This is a genomic window from Streptomyces sp. NPDC014882 (assembly GCF_043081325.1).
In the GTDB taxonomy this organism is placed as follows: Bacteria; Actinomycetota; Actinomycetes; order Streptomycetales; family Streptomycetaceae; genus Streptomyces.
Window position 1 is genome coordinate 69,097 of record NZ_JBIBWL010000021.1, and the last position, 21,679, is coordinate 90,775.

Annotated in this window: 19 protein-coding genes; 11 read left to right on the plus strand and 8 right to left on the minus strand. The window is 75.5% G+C overall.

All coding sequences use genetic code 11. From position 1 onward, the window contains the following. Nucleotides 1-252: 252 nt before the first annotated feature. From ACF09K_RS32615 to ACF09K_RS32625, 3 genes are read left to right on the plus strand one after another with little or no spacing between them, the layout of a single operon-like run. The gene (locus ACF09K_RS32615) at nt 253-528 is read left to right on the plus strand and encodes a hypothetical protein (protein WP_392248980.1); all 276 of its coding nucleotides are present in this window, start codon (nt 253-255) and stop codon (nt 526-528) included. Continuing rightward, a complete protein-coding gene (locus tag ACF09K_RS32620; protein WP_392248942.1) occupies nt 525-857 on the plus strand; it encodes a hypothetical protein in 333 nt (110 codons plus the stop codon). Before ACF09K_RS32615 ends, ACF09K_RS32620 begins: the two co-directional genes overlap by 4 nt. Continuing rightward, the gene (locus ACF09K_RS32625; protein WP_392248943.1) at nt 854-1,246 is read left to right on the plus strand and encodes an STAS domain-containing protein; all 393 of its coding nucleotides are present in this window, start codon (nt 854-856) and stop codon (nt 1,244-1,246) included. Before ACF09K_RS32620 ends, ACF09K_RS32625 begins: the two co-directional genes overlap by 4 nt. Before the next feature lie 162 nt (nt 1,247-1,408). On the opposite strand, the gene ACF09K_RS32630 is transcribed toward ACF09K_RS32625, so the two are convergent. Next, nucleotides 1,409-1,972: a Dps family protein gene (locus ACF09K_RS32630; protein ID WP_392248944.1), complete on the minus strand. Its 564-nt coding sequence runs from the start codon at nt 1,970-1,972 to the stop codon at nt 1,409-1,411. 324 nt (nt 1,973-2,296) lie between these two features. Between ACF09K_RS32630 and ACF09K_RS32635 the strand changes: the two genes are divergently transcribed. Then, complete coding sequence (locus ACF09K_RS32635; RefSeq protein WP_392248945.1) at nt 2,297-3,094, plus strand: MEDS domain-containing protein; 798 nt, start codon at nt 2,297-2,299, stop codon at nt 3,092-3,094. Beyond that, nucleotides 3,091-4,047 carry an anti-sigma factor RsbA family regulatory protein gene (locus ACF09K_RS32640; RefSeq protein WP_392248946.1) on the plus strand — a complete coding sequence of 319 codons (957 nt, stop codon included), beginning with the start codon at nt 3,091-3,093 and terminating at the stop codon, nt 4,045-4,047. The genes ACF09K_RS32635 and ACF09K_RS32640 overlap by 4 nt, the downstream gene beginning before the upstream one ends. A 78-nt stretch (nt 4,048-4,125) precedes the next feature. On the opposite strand, the gene ACF09K_RS32645 is transcribed toward ACF09K_RS32640, so the two are convergent. Then, a complete protein-coding gene (locus ACF09K_RS32645; RefSeq protein WP_392248947.1) occupies nt 4,126-5,016 on the minus strand; it encodes an SDR family oxidoreductase in 891 nt (296 codons plus the stop codon). Between the two features lie 407 nt (nt 5,017-5,423). On the opposite strand from ACF09K_RS32645, the gene ACF09K_RS32650 reads away from it, so the two are divergent. The 3 genes from ACF09K_RS32650 to ACF09K_RS32660 all read left to right on the plus strand — a co-directional run bounded on the left by ACF09K_RS32650 (nt 5,424) and on the right by ACF09K_RS32660 (nt 10,138). After that, nucleotides 5,424-6,413 carry a polysaccharide deacetylase family protein gene (locus ACF09K_RS32650; RefSeq protein ID WP_392248948.1) on the plus strand — a complete coding sequence of 330 codons (990 nt, stop codon included), beginning with the start codon at nt 5,424-5,426 and terminating at the stop codon, nt 6,411-6,413. Between the two features lie 294 nt (nt 6,414-6,707). Further along, nucleotides 6,708-6,923 (plus strand): hypothetical protein, encoded by a 216-nt coding sequence (locus ACF09K_RS32655; RefSeq protein WP_392248949.1) that lies wholly within the window; start codon nt 6,708-6,710, stop codon nt 6,921-6,923. Between the two features lie 149 nt (nt 6,924-7,072). Beyond that, entirely contained in the window at nt 7,073-10,138 is a 3,066-nt protein-coding gene (locus tag ACF09K_RS32660; RefSeq protein ID WP_392248950.1) for a glycosyl hydrolase, read from the plus strand. Between the two features lie 246 nt (nt 10,139-10,384). Here the strand turns inward: ACF09K_RS32660 and ACF09K_RS32665 are convergent, their stop codons facing one another. Then, nucleotides 10,385-12,505: an alpha-galactosidase gene (locus ACF09K_RS32665; protein ID WP_392248951.1), complete on the minus strand. Its 2,121-nt coding sequence runs from the start codon at nt 12,503-12,505 to the stop codon at nt 10,385-10,387. Nucleotides 12,506-12,699: 194 nt separating this feature from the next. On the opposite strand from ACF09K_RS32665, the gene ACF09K_RS32670 reads away from it, so the two are divergent. The 3 genes from ACF09K_RS32670 (at nt 12,700) to ACF09K_RS32680 (ending at nt 17,355) form a co-directional block, all read left to right on the plus strand. After that, nucleotides 12,700-13,872, plus strand: coding sequence for an ROK family protein (locus ACF09K_RS32670; protein ID WP_392248952.1), 1,173 nt, complete (start codon nt 12,700-12,702; stop codon nt 13,870-13,872). A 155-nt stretch (nt 13,873-14,027) separates the two neighbouring features. Continuing rightward, a complete protein-coding gene (locus ACF09K_RS32675) occupies nt 14,028-15,407 on the plus strand; it encodes a protein kinase (RefSeq protein WP_392248953.1) in 1,380 nt (459 codons plus the stop codon). Between the two features lie 574 nt (nt 15,408-15,981). Further along, complete coding sequence (locus ACF09K_RS32680; RefSeq protein ID WP_392248954.1) at nt 15,982-17,355, plus strand: trypsin-like serine protease; 1,374 nt, start codon at nt 15,982-15,984, stop codon at nt 17,353-17,355. Nucleotides 17,356-17,517: 162 nt separating this feature from the next. Here ACF09K_RS32680 and ACF09K_RS32685 read toward each other — a convergent pair whose 3' ends face one another. The 5 genes from ACF09K_RS32685 to ACF09K_RS32705 are packed head-to-tail and all read right to left on the minus strand — an operon-like array spanning nt 17,518 to nt 21,642. Continuing rightward, nucleotides 17,518-18,606 (minus strand): serine hydrolase domain-containing protein, encoded by a 1,089-nt coding sequence (locus tag ACF09K_RS32685; RefSeq protein WP_392248955.1) that lies wholly within the window; start codon nt 18,604-18,606, stop codon nt 17,518-17,520. Further along, the gene (locus ACF09K_RS32690; protein WP_392248956.1) at nt 18,603-19,526 is read right to left on the minus strand and encodes a DUF6895 family protein; all 924 of its coding nucleotides are present in this window, start codon (nt 19,524-19,526) and stop codon (nt 18,603-18,605) included. Before ACF09K_RS32690 ends, ACF09K_RS32685 begins: the two co-directional genes overlap by 4 nt. Beyond that, complete coding sequence (locus ACF09K_RS32695; protein WP_392248957.1) at nt 19,523-20,728, minus strand: DUF6895 family protein; 1,206 nt, start codon at nt 20,726-20,728, stop codon at nt 19,523-19,525. The genes ACF09K_RS32690 and ACF09K_RS32695 overlap by 4 nt, the downstream gene beginning before the upstream one ends. Continuing rightward, on the minus strand, nt 20,725-21,432 hold the full coding sequence (locus tag ACF09K_RS32700) for a hypothetical protein (RefSeq protein WP_392248958.1): 708 nt from the start codon (nt 21,430-21,432) through the stop codon (nt 20,725-20,727). The genes ACF09K_RS32695 and ACF09K_RS32700 overlap by 4 nt, the downstream gene beginning before the upstream one ends. 21 nt (nt 21,433-21,453) lie before the next feature. Continuing rightward, nucleotides 21,454-21,642, minus strand: a complete 189-nt coding sequence (locus tag ACF09K_RS32705) for a hypothetical protein (protein WP_392248959.1) — start codon at nt 21,640-21,642, stop codon at nt 21,454-21,456. Nucleotides 21,643-21,679: the final 37 nt, after the last annotated feature.

Here is a 21,679-nt window from a genome sequence, read left to right on the forward strand (position 1 = left end):
GGGGGGGCCGCGCGGCGGGGCCCCGCGGGGGCCCCCGCCCCCCCCCGCCCACCCCCCCCACTCTGCGGGGGGGGGGGGGCCCCCCCCCCGCCCCCCCACCGCCCGTGATCTCCCCACCGGGTCCCCGCCCGTCCCCACGGTGGCGCCGGCGGTGCCGGCGCCACGTGGAACGACGCCCCACCCGGTTCTCGTCGGGAGACGCGGGGCGACGTCGTCGGGATCGACCGAGCCGCCCCGCCGCACACCGACGGCATCACCGAGGCCCGCGGCGATTCCCCGGGCGACCGGATGTACGGTGAACACCGGTTGTGCGCGTCCCCGGCCGGATGCGCGAGAATGCCGACGGAAGCGGTGGCCGAACGCGTGCGGACGCCCACCGCACAGCGGCCGGGCGGGAGCAGGCACGACGACACGGCGGCCCCGGCCACCACCCGTCCGACGACCGGCCGAGGACGGCTCCACCCCGTGGACGGACCCACCGCCCGGAGCCGGGCCGCGCAGGACCGGACGGAGGAGGAGGGCGCATGACCGATCTGTGGGAGCTGTCCCCGGTGCCGCGGTCGCACACTCCGCACCAGCGGGACCGCCCGGCCGAGGACGTCCGGCACGTCATCGGGTCCCCGGCCACGGCCTGCCGCCTCGACGATCCGGACCTCTTCACCCGGTCCGTCGGCCGTACCACCGGTATCCTCACCGCGCGAGGCGTCCCCGTCGGGTCGCTCCGCCTCGACCCGACGGTCCTCGCCGCCCACCCGTACGACTTCCCCCGCGCACGGCGCTTCCCGAACGAGACGACGCCGGGCCCCGACTCGTTCGCCACCGTCCTTTCCGCCACCGGCACAGGAACCCCCGCATGAGCACGCACGTCCCTTTCCAGATGACCACCGCGGCCTCCGGCCCGAGCACCCTCACCATGGAGGTCGTGGGTGAACTCGACCACGACGCCGGGCACTTCCCGACCCTGCTCACGTACGCCATCGAGGAGCACCAGCGGGAGCACGGGGCGACGCTGCGGGACCTGCACCTGGACTGCGCCCGCCTCACCCTGATCGACTCGACGGGGCTGGCCATGCTGCTCATGCTCCGCCGGCGGACCTATCCGGCCGGGATCACCCTGCACCTCGACAACCGGCCCGCCCACCTGGAGCGCATGCTCCAGCTCACCGGCACCGCCGAGTACCTCACCGAGCCCCAGCCCGGCGCCGGGCGGCACACCGAGGAGCCGGACGGCGCTCCCGCGCCCTGAGACCGACCGCCCGTCCACCGCCCGCGCCGCACGCCGTCGACCGCTCGCACCGTCCACCGCCCGCGCCGCCGTCCGCCCCGGGCGACCCGCCCGCACGACAGTCGGCGGGCGGGCGGCCCCGATCGTCCCCGCGAGCGGTCCGCCGCGGTCGGTCCGGTGCGATCAGTCCAGTGCGGCGCCGCGCGCCGCGGCCTCGCGCTCGGTGTCGGCGTCGGCCGTCACCAGGGTGCCGTTCGCGCTCTCGAGGTGGGCGCGGACGAACCACTGGAACTGCTCCAGGTCCCGCAACTGCTCGATCAGCAGGTCCTCGGTGGCGGGGTCGAGGTCGCCGACCTCCTTGATCGAGTTCCGCACGCCCTCGATCAGGCCGGTGTAGACCACGTCAAGAGCGCCGAGGTGCGCGATCGCGCCCTCCCGTCCGATGGAGTAGTCCTGCCACGACCGCTCCTCGACCAGCGCGCCGGGCGTGCCCTGCGCGACCCCGCCCAGGGCCGCGATGCGCTCGGCCACGTCGTCGGCCATCTCACGCACCCGGTCGACCTGGGGGTCGATCATCTCGTGCACGGAGATGAAGTGGGGCCCCACCACGTTCCAGTGGACGTGCTTGAGGGTGAGGTGCAGATCGTTCAGGGCGTGCAGCCGCAGGCGCAGCGCGCCGATGAGCCGGCCGGCGGCCTCCCGCTCGATGCCCGGAACGGTGTACTGGGGAGTCAGGTCCTTCGCCATCTGCGCAGCTCCTTCAGGTCATGGGGTGTTCGGTGCCCTGGTGCCCCGCACCCGGTGCGACAGGCCTGTGAACCGCGTCGCTCCACCGATCGGACCACCGGTTCGGCCGCGGCGCGGGCCGGAGACCGCCGTACGGGTGTCGGCACGGTCGCCGGCACGGGGGCCGCGCCGGACGGACCCGGCGCGCCCGGGCCGGCGACCGGGCGGGGCACCGCGAGCGGTGCCGGTGACATTCCGGGCCCGCCGGCCGTCCGGATGCGCACGGGGTTCCACCAGGGCCGAGGCCTGGGCCAGTAGGGTGAAAGGGTGAACGAGGGGAGACCGGTGAGAGCGGCGCGTAGCCTGGCGACGCTGGACGACGTGGAGAGCGGCGACCACGTCTGTCAGTTCCTGGACCCGGCCGAGAACGGCGTGGAGCGCAGCCGCGCCTTCGTGGCCGACGGCGCGCTCTTCGGCGACAAGCTCGTCATCGTCGGCACCGACGACCGTCCCGCTCCGGAGATCGCCGACACGCCGGCCCGCGTCGTCCTGGACCCGGCCCGGCTGGACGGTTCCGCCCTGCTGGCCGCGGTGCGCAGGGAGGCCGCGACCGCCGGACGCGAGGGTTTCCGGGCCCTGCGCATCCTGCGGCACGTGACGGCCGACCACCGGGACGCCCAGCGCGACACCATGCTGCAGAGCGAGCTGGACCTGGAGGAGTTCGCCGCGGACAGCGGTGCGATGGTGCTGTGCACCTACCGGCCCGCGGACTGGGACCCGCCGACACTCGACCAAGTCAGGTGTGTGCATCCGCACCATGTGGGCAGCAGACCGGCGGCGCCTGAGTTCCGGGTGTACACAACCGGAGAGGGCCGTTGGAGGGTGAGCGGAGTAATCGATTCCGAGGGTGCCGCGGCGTTCGGCGCGGTACTGCGCAGCCTGGTCGCGCACGCGACGACCCTGCGCCTGACCTGTCACGACCTCGAGTTCTTCGACGCGGCCGGCATGCGTGCCCTGGCCGACGCCGCCAGACTCCTGCCGGAGCGAGTGGTGATCGTCGAGGGGGCCAACGAGACCGTGCGCCTGAGCTGGGGGCTCTCGGGATACGCCGTACCGGAGGTACCCGTGGTGATGGTGCCATGACCATGTCGTCCTCGCGTGAGTCCGCGACCGCCCCCGGCGGATACCGGCACGAGCTGTATCCCTACCGGGGACGTCAGGAGTTCCTCGACGGCACCCTGGACTTCATCCACGAGGCGCTCGACGGGGGCGAGGCCGTCGTCGTGGCCGTGCCGAACGACAAGGTGACGCTGCTGCGCGCGGAGCTTCCCCGGCTGTCGGCGGTCCGCTTCGTCGACACCGCCGCCGTCGCCCACCATCCCGGCCGCCTCATCGCCGCCTGGCAGCGGTGGATCGGGGAGCACACCGCCGAGGGCCGGCCGGTGCGGGGCATCGGCGAGTCGCCGTGGGACACCGTCCGCAGCCGCGCCGAGGTGCGCGAACTGCAGTACTACGAGTGGCTGTTGAACAAGGCCTTCGCCCACAGCCCCGCCTGGTGGCTGCTGTGTCCGTACGACGCCGACGGCGGGCACGCCGACCTGAAGGCGATGGCGCGCTGCCATCCCCAGGTACGCCGTGACGGCCGCTCGCAGACGAGCGACGACTACGACGCCGAGGCGGCCTACCGGTTCGAGCCCCTCGACCGGCCGTGCGACCCGTACGAGGAGATGCGCTACGCCGGCGGGGAGCTGTCCGCGGTGCGCGCGAAGATCGCCGAGTGCGCCCGGCGGCACGGCCTGGACGGCTCGCGGCTGAGGGAACTCTCCCTCGCCGCCACGGAGATCGCGGGCAACAGCATCAAGCACGGCGGCGGCCACGGAGTGCTCCGGACCTGGGTGGAGGACGACCGCATGATCTGCGAGTTCCGCGACCGCGGCTATCTGGCCGACCCCCTCGTGGGGCGGACCGGGCCGGACGCCGCGCAGGTCGGCGGCCGGGGACTGTGGCTGGCGCACCATCTCTGCGACCTCGTCGAGATCCGGTCCACCCCCGAGGAGGGGACGACCGTCCGCCTGCACACCGCACTGCGCGGCTGAGGACGGCCGAAGGCCCCGGACGGCCCGGATCCCGCTCGGCCCGGGCTCCGCCCGCCCGGGCCTTCTCGCCGGTCGCGGTCAGGGCAGCGGGGTGCCCCCGGTCGCGTTGAGGATCTCCGCGGTGATGAAACCGGCCTCCTGCGAGGCGAGGTAGACGTAGGCGGGCGCCAGTTCGGCCGGTTGCGCCGGACGCCCCATCGGGCTCTGCTTGCCGAACTCCGCGGTGTCGGGCATCGTCGCCGGGATCAGCGGCGTCCACACCGGGCCCGGCGCGACCGCGTTGACGCGGATGCCGCGCTCCGCGACCATCTGCGCCAGCCCCTGCGTGAAGGTGACGATCGCGCCCTTCGTCATCGCGTAGTCGAGCAGGTGCGGACTGGGCTTGTACGCCTGCACGGACGTGGAGTTGATGACGCAGGCGCCCTCCGGCAGGTGCGGCAGCGCGAACTTGGTGAGCCAGAACATGCCGTAGAGGTTGGTGCGCAGGACGCGGTCGAACTGCTCGGTGGTGATCGCCTCGATGCCGTCCGGCTGGGACATCTGGTACGCCGCGTTGTTGACCAGGATGTCGATCCCTCCGAACTCCGCGACCGCCCGGTCGATCAGCGCCCTGCACTGGCTCTCCTCGCGGATGTCGCACGGGACGGCGACGGCCTTGCGCCCGGCGTCCTCGACCAGCCGGGCCGTCTCGCGCGCGTCGTCCGCCTCCTCCGCGAGGTGGGTGAACAGCACGTCGGCGCCCTCGCGGGCGTAGGCGAGGGCGACCGCCCGCCCGATGCCGGAGTCCCCGCCCGTGATGACCGCCCTGCGGTTCTCCAGCCGGCCGGAACCGCGGTAGGACTCCTCGCCGTGGTCGGGCGGCGGATCCATCGGTCCGGTCCAGCCGGGGTGCGGCTGCTCCTGGGAGGGGAAGTCGGGCCGCGGATACCGGGTGGTGGGGTCCTGCTGCCTGCGGTGCTCGTCCGTCACGTGGAACTCCTCGTCCTCGGGGGAGGGGTGGGCAGGCCGGGTTCCCCTTCGTGACCGGCCGAAAAGCGCCCTCCACAAGCCGGTCCGGAAGCGGTTCGAATGTTTCGGGGTCGACGTCTCTCGCCAATGGATCTCCCTTCCCGCTTCTCGTCGTGCTCGTGTGCGGAGATCGCCCTGGTGGGAGCCCTGGTCTGCTGAAATCCCGGCCGTGAACGCCCGAATTCCCCTTCGAACGTTTCGAAATGACGACCGAAACTGTTGACTGCCGACGGGGACGGCTCAACACTTTCGCCATTCCCGTCCCCGCAGGAAGAGGAGCGTGCGGGAGCACCTGGGCCGTCGCCCCGGCCCACGGCCTCCCGCACCCCGAGCCGACCCCGCAGTCCCCGACTGGAGGACCGATCCGCATGAGCACCAGAGCACGTCTCGCGACGCGCCGGCCGGGCACGGCCCTGGCCGTCCTCGCGCTGGCCGCCGCCGGCACCCTCACCGTCCAGGCCGCCCCGGCGGAGGCCGCCGCCTGCAACGGGTACGTCGGCCTCACCTTCGACGACGGCCCGTCCGGGAGCACCCCGGGCCTGCTCAACGCCCTGAAGCAGAACGGGCTCCGGGCCACCATGTTCAACCAGGGCCAGAACGCCGCCGCCAACCCCGCCCAGGTGCGGGCCCAGGTCGACGCCGGCATGTGGGTGGGCAACCACAGCTACACCCACCCGCACCTGCCGCAGCTCTCCTCGTCGCAGATCGACTCGGAGATCTCCCGCACCCAACAGGCGATCGCGGCCGCGGGCGGAGGCACCCCGAAGCTGTTCCGGCCGCCGTACGGCGAGACCAACGCGACGGTGAAGTCGGTCGAGGCCAAGTACGGCCTCACCGAGGTCATCTGGGACGTCGACTCCCAGGACTGGAACGGCGCGAGCACCGACGCGATCGTCCAGGCCGCCGCACGGCTCACCGACGGCCAGACCATCCTCATGCACGACTGGTCCGCCAACACCCTCGCCGCCATCCCCCGCATCGCGCAGAACCTGGCGGGCCGCGGCCTGTGCGCCGGCATGATCTCCCCCCTGACCGGCCGGGCCGTGGCCCCCGACGGCAGCGGGGGCGGCGGTGGCGGGGGAGGCGGCGGTACCGGTTGTACGGCGACCCTGTCGGCGGGCCAGCGGTGGGGTGACCGCTACAACCTGAACGTCTCGGTGAGCGGGTCGAGCAGCTGGACGGTGACGATGAACGTCCCGTCGCCGGCGAGGATCCTCTCCACCTGGAACGTCAGCGCGTCCTACCCCAGCAGCCAGGTGCTGACCGCGAAGCCCAACGGCAGCGGCGACACCTGGGGCGTCACCGTCCAGCCCAACGGCAACTGGACCTGGCCCACGGTCTCCTGCGCCACCGGCTGACCGCACGCCCGGAGCGGGTTCGAGGCGGGGCGTCCGGTCCGGGCCGGATGCCCCGTCGTGGTGCACGGCAGCCTTGGCCCGCCTCGCCGCCCCGCTCGCCCTGTCCGGGGGCGCGCCCCCGGCTGGAGGGCGCCGTCGCCTGGTCCGCGCCCGGCGACCTCACCCGGCGGGGCGCGGACTCGCCGGAGGCGCTGCCCCTCGGAGCCGCCCCCGCCGACGTGCCGCGACCCGCCCGTGAGACAAGCCCCTCGGCGCAGGTCCGGCCCGGCGCGCCGCCCTTCCCGCTGGTCCACGGTGAGGACGACTCCATGGTCGGCCGCGACCACGGCCGCGACCACGGCCGCGACCACGGCCGCGACCCCGGCCGCCCGGGCGGCGGAGGCGGGCGCCCCGGTCGGCCTGCGGACGGTCCCCGGCGCCGACCACGTCGGGTACGGCCTGCCCGACGAGCGGGTCGACGACCTCTTCGTCCGCACGCCCGACTGGATCCGGAGCCGCCCCCGCCGGTGACCGGGAGCGCGCCCGTCAGGCCCGTGAGGCCCGTGAGGCCGACCGTGCCGGACCTCTTGACCTGATCCGGCCGGCGGTTTAGCGTTCCCGCGTCGATCATGATTGAAACGATTCAATCATGGGTTGTTCTCCCGGACTCGAGGCGCACCATGGATGAAGGCACGACGCAGAGCGGCGGCATACCCCGGCGGACGGCCCTGGCCGCGGGACTGGCGGCGGGGGCCGGGGCGACGGTCCTCGGCGCCCTGCCCGGCGCGGCGGCCGCCGCCCCCGCGACCGCGGTCCCCGCGACCGGAGCCACGGCGCCCGGAGCCGGGGGCGGCGCGGCCGCGGAGGCCGCGCCCGGTGCCGACTGGTTCGCGAAGCCCCCGCGGTCCGTGCGCCCCAGGTTCCGCTGGTGGTGGCCGGACGGGCTGGTCGACCCGGACGAGATCGCCCGTGAGGTCGACCAGATCGCGGACGCCGGCTTCGGCGGCATGGAGATCGCCGCCGTCCACCACAGCGTCAAGGACAAGTCCGTCCTGGACACCGTCCGGCACGGCTGGGGCGGCGGAGCCTGGCGGGACGGCGTCGAGGCGGCCCTGGGCAGAGCCGCCAGGCGCGGCGTCGCCATCGACCTCACCCTGGGCCCCGCCTGGCCCGTCGCGGTCCCCGGCGTCAGCCCCGACGACGAGGCGGCCGCGCAGGAACTCGCCCACGGCCGGGCCGCCGTGGCCGCCGGAGCGGTGTACGAGGGCCCGGTGCCCCCGCCCGTCCACGCGCCCGCCCCCGGCGTCACCCGGCAGCGGCTCCTCGCCGTGCAGGCGGCCCGTGTCGACACCGCCCACTCCACCCGCAAGGAGACCGGCCTCGACCCCGCGAGCGTCCGCGACCTGACCTCCCTGGTCACCGACGGCGCCCTCTCCTGGACGGCCCCGCAGGACGGCGACTGGGTGCTGATCTCCTACTGGCGGCGCGGCTCGGGACAGCAGCCCGAGTCCGGGCCGCACTCCTCGCCGGCGGCCCACGTCGTCGACCACTTCAGCGCCGCGGGCACCGGGGCCGTCACCGGCTTCTGGGAACGCGAGATCCTGACGCCCCGGCTGCGCGGGCTGCTGAAGGCGGCGGGCGGCGCCTTCTTCGAGGACTCCGTGGAACTGGAGACCGACGGCCTGTGCTGGACCTCCGCGCTGCCGGAGGCCTTCGAGGAGCGCACCGGACGGCCGCTCCTGCCGTATCTGCCGGCGGTCGTGCTCGACAACGGCAACCAGGTCTTCGCGTTCGGGGCCCAGCTCACCCGGCAGATCCGGCACGACTTCTGGGCGACCGTGTCCGACCTGTTCAACCGGCACCACGTCCGCGCCCTGCGGGACTGGGCGCACTCCCTCGGCATGGAACTGCGCGCCCAGCCCTACGGCCTGCGGACCGACGCCATCGCCTCGGCCGCCCTCCTCGACATCGCCGAGGGCGAGTCCCTCGGCTTCAAGAACCTCGACGACTACCGCTGCCTGGCCGGCGGCCGGGACATGGCCGGGCACACCGTCCTGTCCTGCGAGGCCGGCGCCTACAACGGCTCCGCGTACAGCACGACCTGGGACCGCTTCCTGCGCACCATGGGCGGCGCCTACGCGGCCGGCGTCAACCAGACGGTCCTGCACGGCTTCTCCTACGCCACCGCACCCCAGGTGAGCTGGCCCGGCTTCGCCGCGTTCAGCCCGTACAACGGCACCGCCGGTTACGGCGAGTCCTGGGGGCCGCGGCAGCCGACCTGGCGGCACGTGGCCGACGTCGCCGACTACCTCGGCCGGGTGCACCGGGTGCTCCAGGCGGGCACCGTCCGGGCCGACGTGGCGATCCTGCGGCAGACCGGCTACACCGCCACCGGCATCGGCGCCTCCTGGTTCACCGCGACGGGCGTCCCGCTCGGCTGGACCCACCAGTTCCTCAGCGGCCCGCTGCTCGACCTGCCCTCCGCCACCGTGCGCGACGGCCGCCTCGCGCCCGACGGCCCGGCCTACAAGGCCCTCTTCGTCGAGGGCGACTTCTTCTACGGCTCCACGCCCACCCTCGCCCTCGACGACGCCCGCAAGGTGCTCGCCCTCGCCGGGGCCGGACTGCCCGTGGTGCTGCTCGGCGCCTTCGACCAGGCCCTGACGCCGGGCGTGCCCGCGGACGGCGAGACCGACCGGCTCCGGGACGTCCTCGCCCGGCTGCTCGCCCTGCCGAACGTCGCCCGCGTCACCGACAAGGCGCTCGTCGGCGACGCCCTGAACCGGCTCGGCGTCACGCCCGACGTCCGCCACAGCACCCCCTCCACCCTCCTCAACGCCCACCGGGCGACCCCCGAGGCGGACTTCTACTACCTCTGCAACGGCAAGCACGCGGAGACCGTGAAGCCGGCCGTCACGGCCGTCGACCACGAGGTGACGCTGCGCCGCACCGGGACCGGGGAGGCGGTGCCCTACCTCCTGGACCCCTGGTCGGGCCGGGCCGTCCGGCTCGCCCGCTACACCCGCGACGGCGACGACCTCACCCTGCGGATCGCCCTTCTGCCGGGGGAGACGGCCGTCGTCGCGCTGGGCCGGCCCGGACTCTTCGGGGACCGCCACGGCGCCCGCCCGCACGTCGTCGCCACCGACGCCGACGAGGCCCTGTTCACCGACGAGGGGCTCGTCGTACGGGCGGGCGCGCCGGGCACGTACACCACCCGGTCGGACCGCGGGCGGCCGGTCACCACGACGATCCGCGCCGTCCCCGCGGTGATCACCCCGGGCCGGTGGCGGCTCGACGTCGAGGACTGGCGGCCCGGCACCGGCGCGACCCGCACCGAACGGGTCGAGGTCACCGTCACCCTGGACGCGCTGCTGCCCTGGTCGCGCATTCCCGAACTGGCGGACAGCGCGGGGATCGGCCGCTACCGCACGACCCTCGACCTCCCCGCCGACTGGACCGCCTCCCACGGCGCCCGTCTGGAACTCGGCCAGGTCAGCGACACGTGCCGGGTGAGCGTCAACGGCGTGCGGCTCGGCCCGGTGGACCGGCTGCACCCCGTCGTCGACCTGGGCACCGCCCTGCTGCGGCCCGGCGCCAACGTCGTCGAGGTGGAGGTGGCGACCCCGTTGATCAACCGTCTCCGGGTGGCGCAGCCCGCCGTGTTCGGCGGCGCCGCCCGCCAGGACCACGGCCTGGTCGGGCCGGTGCGCCTGGTGCCGTACGCGCAGGCACGCGTCTCCTGACCCCCGGGGTTCCCGGATCCCCGGGGTTCCCGGATCCCCGGGGTTCCCGGATCCCCGGGGTTCCCGGGGATCGCCGGGGCGTGCGTGGGCGCGGGAGCGGGGCGGCGGGCTTCGGCTCCGCCGTCCCGCTCCCCGGGCGGGGGCCGGTCGGTCCGCCTGCCCGCCCGTCTCCCCTCCGGTCGTCACCCGCGCACTCGTGTCCGTCCGCTCGCGTCCGTCCGGCCGTCCGCGCCCCGGCGTCTCCCGTCAGTCCGTGCGGACCAGGTGGACGGCCGTGCTCGACCAGTCGCCCCGCGGCAGGTCCAGGTGCAGGCCGTACCCGGCGAGGACGGCGGCGTGGTGCACGGCGCCGGTGCGGGTGTCCCGGTAGCGGGCGCCGGGCGTGAGCGCCGGCAGGCGCACGGGCAGGCGCGGGGTGCCGTGCCGGGGCCCGCGCTGCCAGGCCAGCACGAGCAGCTCGGCGGCGTCCTCGGCGACGTACTGCACCACCGTCGGACGGTCCTCGCCGAGCGGTTCGGACAGCCGGTACAGCGCGCCGTGCTGCACGAGGTGGCGCACCTTCTTGTACTCGGCCACCAGCGTCGCGCCCTCGGCCAGCTCCTCCTGCGACCAGTGGGCGAGGTCGCCGCCGATGCCCAGCAGCCCGGCCATCGCGGAGTGGAAGCGGAACCGCAACGGCACCGTGCGGCCGGTCAGCTGGTTCGGCACGTCGGTGACCCAGGCGGACATCGTGCGGGCGGGGTAGACCTGGCCGAAGCCGTGCTGGATGACCAGGCGGTCGACGGCGTCGGTGTTGTCCGACGCCCAGGCCTGGTCGGTGCGCGCGAGGATGCCGAGGTCGACGCGCCCGCCGCCCCCGCTGCACGTCTCGATCCGCAGCCCCGGGTGGTCGGCGCGCAGCCGGTCCAGGACGCCGTACAGGTTGGTGACGTACGCGCTCCACAGCCGGTCGCCGTCCGGGGCGGCGCCGGGCCAGCCCGCCTCGCTGAAGGCGCGGTTCATGTCCCACTTCAGGAAGTCGACGGCGTGGTCGGCGACCAGGGCGGTGAGCCACCGGTACGCCCAGTCGGCCACGTCGTCGCGGGCGAAGTTGAGGACGAGCTGGTTGCGCAGCTCGCTGCGGGCCCGGCCGGGGACGTGCAGCACCCAGTCGGGGTGCGCGCGGTACAGGTCGCTGTCGGGGTTGACCATCTCCGGCTCCACCCAGATCCCGAACCGCATGCCGAGCCCGTGCACGGCGTCGGACAGCGGGCCCAGGCCGTCGGGGAAGCGCTCGGGCGCCGGCGTCCAGTCCCCGAGGCCGGCGCGGTCGCTGCGGCGCGCGCCGAACCAGCCGTCGTCGACGACGTACAGCTCGACGCCCAGCGCGGCGGCCCGTTCGGCGAGGGCCTTCTGGCTCGCCTCGTCGACGTCGAAGCCGGTGGCCTCCCACGAGTTGTAGAGCACCGGCGCGATCTCGCGGCCGCGCGGCAGGACGTGCGCGAGCGTGTACGCGTGCCAGGCGCGGCTCGCGGCGCCGAACCCGCCGTCGGTGCACAGCCCGGCGAACACGGGGGTGACGTGCTCCTCGCCCGGCGCGAGCGGCAGGCTCACGCCCTCGTGACCGGCGCCGCCGGTCCAGCCGGCCCGCCCGTCGGGGGTGCGCTGCACGGTGACCCGCCAGGTCCCGGACCAGGCGAGGGCGGCGCTCCACACCCGCCCGTGGTCCTCGTCGGCGTCGCCCGCGTCGAGCATCACCCACGGGTTGGCGTGGTGGCTGGTGATCCCGCGCCTGCTGGTCAGCACGGTCTCGCCGTAGGGAAGGGCGTCCCGGCGCAGCCGGCTCTCGGCGGACCACTGCCCGGTGACGTGGCTGAGCCGGTAGTCGGGCAGCACGGGCAGCGTCCAGGCGGCGGAGTCGGCCCGCAGGAGCTCGACGCGCTGCTCCCCGGCGTTGCGCAGCACGGTCCGGCGCTCGATGACGTCGGTGTCCTCGCGCACCCGGTAGTGGAGCGCCACGTACAGGGGGTGGAGGCGGTCGCGGAACTCCAGGACGAGTTCGGCGCTGCCGGGCGCGGGCTCGTCCACCCGGTGCCCGACGGGCTCCCACTCGAAGGCGCGGGAGCCGTCGGCGTGGCGGACCTGGAGGGAGGGCGGGCCGAAGCGGGTGCCCCCGTCGACGGGGAGTTCCTCGCCGACCGCCGGCCGCCCCTCGAAGCTGTCGCCCGCCGGTCCGGCGGGCACGAGGAGCCCCTCCGCCTCGGCGAGGGTCAGCCGCGGCCCCCACGCCAGGTGGCAGGGAGCCCCCGTCTCGTCGATCCGCAGGGCGTACGACGTCCGCGGGGTGGTCAGCAGCCAGATCCCGGTGTCCGGGGAGAAGGAGATCATCGGTTTCGGGCCTCACGTGGATGAACGGACGAAGGAGGGGCGAAGTGACGCAGAGCCCAGCGTGACCTTCGATCACCTGCAAAGACTCCGCCCTCCTCGCGGCTTCCAAAGGAGATCACAGGTCCCGTCGGCCGTTCAAGGCTTCACGGGTTCTTTTATTGACAGCGGAAAATAAGGGGCCTAGGTTCCCGGCCATGCCCTCGTCCCCCGGCACCGAGACGTTCCCCGCCGCCACCCCGGCCGCCTCGCTCGTCTTCACCACCGTCCTCTCCCACGGTCCCCTCACCCGGCTGGAGGCGGCCCGGCGGGCCGGCCTGTCCCCGGCCGCGGTCACCAAGGCCGTCCGTCCCCTGATCGCCTCGGGCTATCTGGTGGAGGACGCGGGCGCGGAGGCCCGTCCGGCGCTCGGGCGGCCCGCCAACCCGGTGCGCGTCGACGGCGGCCGCGCGCTGTTCGTCGGCGTGAAGCTGACCGGTGACGAGATCATCGGCGTGCTCACCGACCTGTGCTGCCGCACCCTCGTCGACCGTCGCGTACCGCTGGCCGACCGCGCCCCCGGGGCGGTCCTCGCCGCGACCGCGGACCTCGTGCGGGAACTGCTCACCGAGGCGGACGGCTACGGCGTCCGCGTGGCCGGACTGGGCATCGCCGTCTCCGGCGACGTCGACCGCGCCGAGGGCGTGGTGCGGTACTCGCCGTTCCTGGAGTGGCGCGAGGTCCCGCTGGCCGAACTCGCCACCGCCGCCACCGGGTTGCCGGTGACCGTCGACAACGACGTACGGGCCCTCACCGTCGCCGAGCAGTGGTTCGGCGCCGGCGTGGGCCTGTCGGACTTCGCGGTGGTCACCGTCGGCGCGGGCATCGGGTGCGGCCTGGTGGTGCACGGCCGGGTGGTCGCGGGGGCGTACGGCGTGGCCGGCGAGATCGGCCACGTGACCGTCGACCCGGACGGGCCGCCCTGCCACTGCGGCAACCGCGGCTGCGTGGAGGCCGTCGCCGCGGACGCGGCGATCCTCGCCCGCATCCGCGAGACGGGCGGAACCGAGGTCGCGGACACCGCCGAGGCCGTGGAACGGGCGCGCCGCGGGGATACCGGGGCACGCGAGGCGTACGCCAGGGCCGGGAACGCCATCGGCCGCGGCATCGCCACCGTCGCCAACCTGCTCGGACCCTCCCGCGTGATCATCTCCGGCGAGGGGCTGGCCGCCTACGACCTGTTCGCCGAGCACGTCCGCGAGGCGTTCACGGCCGCCGCGTTCGGTTCGGCCGCGCGGTGCGACGTGCGGACCAGGCCGCTGCCCTTCGAGGAATGGGCGCGCGGGGCCGCGGCCACGGCGATCCAGTCCTTCATCACCGCGCCCCACTGAGGGGTGACCGGCCGGAACGTGCTAAAGGTCATCAATCGGTCGAAGTCGCCCCGAACGGGTCGGAGTCGAACGAGGGCCGGAGTGCGGGGCCGAAGGCCGGGTACCCGGACCGCGTGACAGCTCCGACTTCCCGCATCCCCGCGACAGGGGAGCGCGTGCCCGCACATCCCCGGCCGCCGGTGGCGGAACGCCCCCGCGAAGGGCGGGTGCTGGCGGGCCGTTACCGGCTGGGCCCCCTGGTCGGGCGGGGCGGCGCCGCCGACGTCCACGCCGGCTTCGACCTCCGGCTCAGGCGGCGGGTCGCGGTCAAGGTGTTCCGGGGCGGCGCGGCGCAGTCGGAGGAGAGCTTCACCGACGAGGCCGTACTGCTCGCCGGGCTCCAGCACCCCGGCCTCGTCACCGTCTACGACTCCGGCCGGGACGGGGACCTGCCCTTCCTGGTCATGCAGTTCCTCGAGGGGCCGACCCTGCGCGCCCGCATAACGGCCGGAGCCCTGCCCCCGGCCACCGTCCGCGAACTCGGCTCCGCCCTCGCCGAAGCACTCGCGTACGTGCACGCCGCGGGCGTGGTGCACCGCGACGTCAAACCGTCCAACATCCTCCTGGACACCGCCGGCGCGCCCCACCTGTCCGACTTCGGCATCTCCCGCCCGGCCGACGGCACCGGGCGGACGGCCCCCGACGTGCTGGAGGGCACCGCCGCCTACCTGGCGCCCGAGCAGGTCATGTCCCGTCAGGTCGGACCCGCCGCCGACGTCTACGCCCTCGGCCTGACCCTGCTGGAATGCGTCAAGGGCGAACTGGAGTACCCCGGCGCGCCGCTCCAGGCGGCGATCGCCCGGCTGCACCGTCCGCCGGTGCTGCCCCGCTTCCTCGACGACGAACTGACCGGCCTGCTGGCGGCCATGACCGCGGAGGACCCGCAGGCCCGCCCCGGTGCCGCCGCGTGCGCCCGCGCGCTGGCCGACATGAGCACGCGCGACGCCGCCGACGCCGCCGGCGCGGCCGGGACGTCCGGCGTCGGCGGCGCGGTCCTCGGCCGCACCGGCCGGCCCCGCGCCGCGGCCGGGCCGGCGGCCCCCGCCGCCCGCCGGCCGGGCGGACGCACCCTCGCGGTGGCGGGCGCCGCGCTGGCCGCGGTGCTCGGCGTCACCCTGACCGGATCGATCGGAGCGGCGCCCGACGACGGTCCCTCGCGCGCCGAGGGCTCCGGCACGCCGCCCGTCACCGGATCGGTGAACCCACCCGCGACCACCCCGGACACACCGGCCGGCCCGGCCTCCGGCGGCCCCTCCGCGGCCCCGGAGAAGACCGTCCCCACGACCCCCGCCGCCCGTACCCCGTCGTCCGGGCGGGACGACGGGGCCGGCGACCGCGCACAGGGACACCCGGCGGCCGACGCTCCCCAGGAGCACGGCAAGCCGGACAAGACCCGGGCCCCGGCGGCGACGGCCAAGGGCAACGGCACCGGCAACGGCAACGGCAACGGCAACGGGCAGGCCGGCGACAGGCAGAACCGAGCCGCCGCACGGTGACGGCCGACCGCCCGCACCCGGCACCGGCAGGCACCGGCGGGTGGGGCCGGGGCGGAACGGACAGGAGCGGTGGGCGATGAAGGGCGGACGGTGACGAACTGACGGGCTGACAGGCTGACGTGCTGACGGACCGGTGGACCGCCGCCGGCCGGCGTGCGGGTCCGCCGCCGCGGCCCGCACCGCCTCCGCCCCGACGCCGTCCCCACCCTGCCGCCGGTGCCGACGGCGCACCCCACGGCCGGGCGCGGCGACGGCACCGGACCGGACGGGGTCGACGGCGGTCGGGGCAGGGGCCGGAGCAGCCCGCGGGCCCGGCCGCCCGGTCGGCCGGGGGCCCCTCGCCGGGCCTCCGGGGGCGAGCGGCCCCGGACCGGCCCCGGCGGTGGCGCCGTACCGCGGCCGCGGTGGACACCCCCCCGCGGCGCACGCCGGCCCCGGGCCGTCGGCCGGTGTACTGCACATGGCAGCCCCGGGCGTCCCCCGAAGCCGCTAAACCCTCCCGCCTCCCGCATCTCTTCGCGCACCACGGGCAAGGCCTCGCGTCGACCGACCCCGACCCGAGGAGACACCCCGCATGGTTGCCAGACCCCCCGCCGGCGGACGCCGCGCCGCCCTGACCGCCGTCGGCGCCCTCGTCCTGGCGGCCGTCCCGGCGGTCGCGGCCGCCGGGCCGCCGCACTCCGCACGGCCCGCACCCGCCGTCCGCGCACCCGGAGCGGAGCAACCCCCGCGGGAGGTGCTGGACGCCCTCCGACGCGACCTGCGCCTGACGCCCGAGCAGGTCACCGCGCGCCTGGCCAACGAAGCGGAGGCGGGCCCCCGGGCAGGCCGGCTCCACAACGCGCTGGGCGCGCGCTTCGCCGGGGCGTGGGTGACCGGCCCGACCTCCGACGCCCTCACGGTCGCCACCACCGACGCGGCCGACGTGCCAGCGATCCGCGCCGAGGGCGCGCGGGCCGCCGTCGTCACCACCCCCCTCAGCGGTCTGCTCTCCCTCAAGAACGCCCTCGACGAGGCGGCCGGCCGGGTCCGGACCGCGCAGACGCCCGTCTGGTACGTCGACGTCCGGGCGAACCGGGTCGTGGTCCAGGCGACCAGCCGGTCGGCCGCGACCGCCTTCATCGAGGAGGCCGGTGCCCGGGAGGGCGAGGGCCTCGGCATCCGGGTGGCGGCCGAGCGCCCGCGCCTGATGGCGGACGTCGTCGGCGGCGACGCCTACTACATCGACGACACCGCCCGCTGCTCCGTGGGCTTCTCCGTCACCAGGGCGGAACAGCAGGGCTTCGCCACGGCGGGTCACTGCGGCAGGGCGGGGGCCACGACGACGGGCTCCGACGGGACCGACCAGGGCTCGTTCCAGGCGTCCGTCTTCCCGGGCGAGGACATGGCCTGGGTGGGCGTGAACGGCAACTGGACCGCCACCCCCGACGTCAGGGGGGAGGGCGGCACGAAGGTCCAGGTCTCCGGTTCGGTCCGGGCGCTCGTCGGCGCGTCGGTGTGCCGCTCCGGCTCGACGAGCGGCTGGCACTGCGGCACGGTCGAGCAGCACGACGTGAGCGTCACCTACGCGGAGGGCACCGTCGACGGACTGTCCCGTACGACGGTGTGTGCCGAACCCGGCGACTCCGGGGGGCCGTTCCTGGCGGGGACCCAGGCCCAGGGCGTCACCTCGGGCGGCTCGGGGGACTGCACGCGCGGCGGCACCACGTTCTTCCAGCCGGTCAACCCCCTCCTGAGCCGGTACGGGCTGACCCTGAAGACCGCGGGCGGGACCGTCACGCCCGCTCCGCGGCCCGGCACCTCCACCGACACCTGGGCACCCGGCCGGGTCTACGAGGTGGGGCAGACCGTCTCCTTCGGCGGTGTGGACTACCGGTGCCTCCAGGACCACCAGGCGCAGGGCGCGGGATCGCCGGAGGCCGCCCCGGCCCTGTGGCAGCGCTCCTGACCCCGCCGGACCGCGTGGATCGCGCCGGTCCGGCGGCGGAGTCCGTTCCGCCGCCGGAGCCGCCCGCTCGTCCCCGCCCGCGCCTCGTTTCCGCGCTCCGCCCCGCAGCCCCCGCAGGCCCCGCCGTCCCGGTGTCTCGTCGCCGGGTGCCGCCCCCGCGGGTCATGCCCGGGCGAGGAGCGCGTAGGCGGTGGCCACGAAGGGATCGTGGGCGCGGAACCGGCGGGTGCACAACGCCACCAGTGCCGTGCCGGTGTCGGGCCGGAAACCGAGGAAAGCCTGCTGGCCCAGCGTCGCGCCGCTGTGGAAGTACATCGGCCCCCGGTCGGTGGGGTGACGGAACCAGCCCACCGTGTGCACGTGCCGGTGGCCGAGGCCGCGTCGCAGGACGGGGGTGCGCACCGACAGCAGGGCGTCGGCCGGCGGAGCCCCGCGCGGGTCGAGGTGGGCCTCCAGGAAGGTCAGCAGGTCGTGCGGTGTGGCCCGGACGGCGCCGGCCGCCGGGAAGCCGCCCGCGTCGAAGGGCGGGACGGGGGTGAGGCCGTCCTTGCCGTGCCCGACGGCGTCACCGCCCGGCCCCGGCCGCGTACCCGTCGAGTCCAGGGCCAGGGGTCCCAGGACGTGCTCGGCGAGCAGTTCCTCCCAGGGGGTACGGGTGGCCGCGGCGACGGCGTGGCCGAGTACCGCGACGCCGAAGTTGGAGTAGTGCCACCGCGTCCCGGGCCGGCGCCGGGGCCGGTGCCGCAGGAAGGCGTCGACCACGCGCGGGCCCGGGTAGCGGGCGTAGGGGTTGGTGCGCCAGGCGGGCAGGGCCCGGACGAAGAAGTCGGCGGGCAGGGCGGGCAGTCCGGACGTGTGGGTGACGAGATGCGCGAGGGTGACGGGGGACGCGCCCGGTGCCCGGCCCGGGTGCAGACAGGTGACGGCCGGTTCGCCGCCGGTCAGCGGGCCGTGCTGGATCAGCTGGGTGAGGGCCAGCGCCGTGAACGCCTTGGAGGCGGAGCCCAGTTCGTAGCGCAGGTCCGGGCGGGGCACGGCGGGTGGCGGCGCGGTGCCGCCGCTGCGGAGGGTGCGGCGGCCGTGCCGGGAGACGGCGAAGACGGCGTCGGGCGCCTCGACGGCGTCGACCGCCTCGGCCAGCAGCTCCGGCCAGTCCCGTTCACCCGGCCGGTCGGGCGGGGGAGTCCGGTCGTCCGCGCGGACGGCGTCGTCCGCGGGGAGGCCCGGCCAGAGCGCGGCGCGGGCGCTCATGACGCGGCGGCGTGCGTCAGCTCGGACAGGGCACGGGACGTGGCCAGGGCCGAGGCGAAGGCGGCGACCAGCGTGGGGTGGTAGACGAGGTCGAAGACCTCGTCGGGATCGCCGTCGGGCATGGAGCGCAGCGCGGGCATCGCGCCGTCGGCCTGCTGCGCCGCGGCGAAACCCGCCCAGGCCCGCTCGTCGAGGGTGGGCCGCGGCAGGCACGCGTCGACGACCAGCAGTTCGCCCAGCAGGTCCCAGCGCCGCAGGTCCAGCCAGTCGTCCAGCCACACGGGCAGCCAGTCGGCCAGGTAGGCGGCGACGCGGGGCGGCAGGCCGTCGGGACGCCCGCCCCAGTCGGTCAGGTGGAACACGGTGTGCGTGACGTCGTAGGCGATGTGCCCCTCCACCGTCCACGGCTCCGGGGTGCGCGCCAGCCAGGTCCCGGCGAGGGCGTCGGCCTCGGACGGGCGGGGGGACAGCCCGAACCGCCGCTGGAACGCGGACAGGCCCAGCCGCCGGGTCGGTGTCGTCTCGAACGCCGACCAGCTGCCGACGCGGTGGTTCAGGACGGTGGCGCGCTCGATCTCGGGCAGGCTGTGGCCCAGTTCCCTGAACGGCAGGTACACCTCGAACGGGACGGGCGAGATCGGCTCGATGCGCTGGGCGCGCACCAGCACGGTTCCGCCGTCGAGCGTCTCCCGCCAGACGTGGTCGAGGAGCCGGCGCGCCAGCCGGGCCTGCCGCGCCCCGGCCACCCCCTCACGGAACAACACCTTGCAGACCAGGGCGAGTTCCCCCACCGGCTTGAGCCGGTCCAGGAAGCCCACCTCGGGGTCCACGTCCGGCTCCATGCGGAAGCCCTCGCGGTGGGCCCACAGCCACTCCAGGGCGCGGACGCCGACGGTGTGGACCAGCCGGGTGTCGGTCATCCCAGGGCTCCTTCCGGACGGACGTACGGTGCGGGCCCACCGTTGCCGCGGTGGTGCTGTCCGACGGTCAGGGCCGCGGCGAAGGCGGCCATGAGCGTGGAGTGGTAGCAGTGCGGGAAGTCCGGTGCGGGACCGGACGCCGCGGGTTCGGACCGCGCGGGTTCGAACGGCACGGGTTCGAACGGCACGGGTTCGGATCGCACGGGTTCGGACGGTGCGCCGGGGGGCGCCGGGTCCGCCGTACCGGACCCGCGTTGCTCCGGGAGCGCGCCGCCGGCGTGCCGGGCCGCCGCGATCCGGTCCCAGGCGTGGCCCGCCGCGGCGGGGGAGAGGGGCTCGGGCAGGCTCGCCGCCACGGCGAGCAGTTCGCAGCCGAGATCCCACATCCCCGCGTCCAGACAGGTGTCGAGCCACGCGGGCAGCCAGTCGGCCAGATACTCCCTCAGATCCGCGGGAACGCCCGCCGGGCGACGGCCCCAGTCGGTCAGGTGGAACACCACGTGGGTGAGCGCGTACCCGGAGAAGCGCTCGAAGGCCCAGGGTTCCGGGAGCCCGCCCAGCCAGGTCCGGCCCAGCGACCGGCGGACGCCGTCGTGGGGACGGACCCCGTCGTGGGGGCGGACCCCGTCGTGGCCGGGGGCATCGTGGCCGTGGGCATCGTGGTGTCTGCGGTCGTCCCCGTGGCGGCCGTGGTCGTCCCCGTGGCGGTGGAGGCCGATGCGCCGCTCCGCCGCGAGCACGCCGAGCCGCCGGGTCGGGTCCTGTTCGGCGAGCTGCCAGCCGCGCGAGCGGGCCACCGTGGCGGCCGCCGCCTCGTAGCCCGGGTGCCGCAGCCCCGCCGAGGCGAACGCGGCGTACACCTCCAGGGGATAGGTGGCGAAGGGCTCCAACCGTTGCAGACGGGCGAAGAGTTCGCCCTCCCCGGTCTGCCGCCAGGCATACGCCAGGAGGTCGCGCACGGGCGCGTGCAGGGGGTCGCGGGGCGGAGTGAGCGGGGAGAGGCTCGCACAGACCCGCGCCAGTTCCCCCAGGGGCTTCCAACTGCCGTTCACGGCACCGTCCGGCGCCAACGCGTCCGCCCCGAGGGCGAAGTGCTCGCGGTGCGCGGACACCCAGGCGAGGGCGCCCTCCTCCACCCGGCGGGCCGTACGGACGTGGGCGGGCGTCCCGCCCGGGCCCGTCCCCCCGGCGGGCGGCGTCACGCGGACACCCCGGTCCGCAGCGACCGGGCCGCCTGCACCTGGAGGCCGACGCGCGGGTCGGTGCCGCCCATGAGGTCCACGAAGTTGAGTCCGGCTTCGAGTCCGAGCGTCGGGGGCACCCCGTCCAGCAGGGTCAGCCAGCGTCCCGCTCCGGCGGCCTGCCGCCAGTCCCTGCGCCGTACCGCCCGGACGAAACCCCGGGCGACGTCCACGGGCCGGCGGCGGGCGGCGCGGGCCACCGCGCAGTCCTCGCCGGGCAGCGCGAGGGGCGCGAGGACGGCGAGCTGGTGCGTCAGGGTCTGCCAGGACGCGTCGTCGAGCCAGGACGCGTCCGGCTCCGGTGGTGTGCCGCCGCCGGAACGGCCCGGCAGGGAGGACGCGTACCGGTGGAGCGCGCGGGTCATCGCCCAGTGGCTCCAGCGGATGGCCGGGGCGGTGTCCGCGCGGGGCGGGAAGGCGTCCACGGCCGCGCGGAACAGGGTGAGTTCCGCTTCGTCGGGCCGGGTGCGCAGCAGGACGTGCGGCAGGAGGAGATCGGCTCCCGTCACGCGCACGGCTGCCGGCAGGAGTTGCCCGCCGCCGTCGCCGACGGCCGTAGGGCCCGCCGACGGAGCATGGCCCCCGCCGCGAAGGGCGGAGACCACACCGGCAGCGAGGTCCTGCACCGTACCCAGCAGAAGGGGTGAAGTGCCTGACTGCTCCATTGCCTGCTCCTGTCGTTCCCGTCAGCCCTTCTTGGGCCGCGGGGTGGGCGGGGACAGCAGGAGCGAGCCCCCGCCGGAGGACAGCGCCAGCGCGGCGCACTCCCTGCTGTCGCGGAAGACCCCGTCGGGCTCGGCGGGGTCGAGCACGGCCTCGAGGTCGTCGGCACGCAGGCCGGTGAGCTCGTCGGTGCGGTGGTCGGTGGTTGTCATACCCACCATCTCCCTCTGTTTCTGGACCGAAATGCTT

Excerpts from the sequence above, each read along its gene's own strand:
- ACF09K_RS32690 (WP_392248956.1), bottom strand. The coding sequence starts at position 19,526 with ATGACCGACACCCGGCTGGTCCACACCGTCGGCGTCCGCGCCCTGGAG.
- ACF09K_RS32625 (WP_392248943.1), top strand. The coding sequence starts at position 854 with ATGAGCACGCACGTCCCTTTCCAGATGACCACCGCGGCCTCCGGCCCG.
- ACF09K_RS32620 (WP_392248942.1), top strand. The coding sequence starts at position 525 with ATGACCGATCTGTGGGAGCTGTCCCCGGTGCCGCGGTCGCACACTCCG.
- ACF09K_RS32660 (WP_392248950.1), top strand. The coding sequence starts at position 7,073 with ATGGATGAAGGCACGACGCAGAGCGGCGGCATACCCCGGCGGACGGCC.
- ACF09K_RS32650 (WP_392248948.1), top strand. The coding sequence starts at position 5,424 with ATGAGCACCAGAGCACGTCTCGCGACGCGCCGGCCGGGCACGGCCCTG.
- ACF09K_RS32680 (WP_392248954.1), top strand. The coding sequence starts at position 15,982 with ATGGTTGCCAGACCCCCCGCCGGCGGACGCCGCGCCGCCCTGACCGCC.
- ACF09K_RS32705 (WP_392248959.1), bottom strand. The coding sequence starts at position 21,642 with ATGACAACCACCGACCACCGCACCGACGAGCTCACCGGCCTGCGTGCC.
- ACF09K_RS32700 (WP_392248958.1), bottom strand. The coding sequence starts at position 21,432 with ATGGAGCAGTCAGGCACTTCACCCCTTCTGCTGGGTACGGTGCAGGAC.
- ACF09K_RS32630 (WP_392248944.1), bottom strand. The coding sequence starts at position 1,972 with ATGGCGAAGGACCTGACTCCCCAGTACACCGTTCCGGGCATCGAGCGG.
- ACF09K_RS32685 (WP_392248955.1), bottom strand. The coding sequence starts at position 18,606 with ATGAGCGCCCGCGCCGCGCTCTGGCCGGGCCTCCCCGCGGACGACGCC.
- ACF09K_RS32670 (WP_392248952.1), top strand. The coding sequence starts at position 12,700 with ATGCCCTCGTCCCCCGGCACCGAGACGTTCCCCGCCGCCACCCCGGCC.
- ACF09K_RS32640 (WP_392248946.1), top strand. The coding sequence starts at position 3,091 with ATGACCATGTCGTCCTCGCGTGAGTCCGCGACCGCCCCCGGCGGATAC.
- ACF09K_RS32665 (WP_392248951.1), bottom strand. The coding sequence starts at position 12,505 with ATGATCTCCTTCTCCCCGGACACCGGGATCTGGCTGCTGACCACCCCG.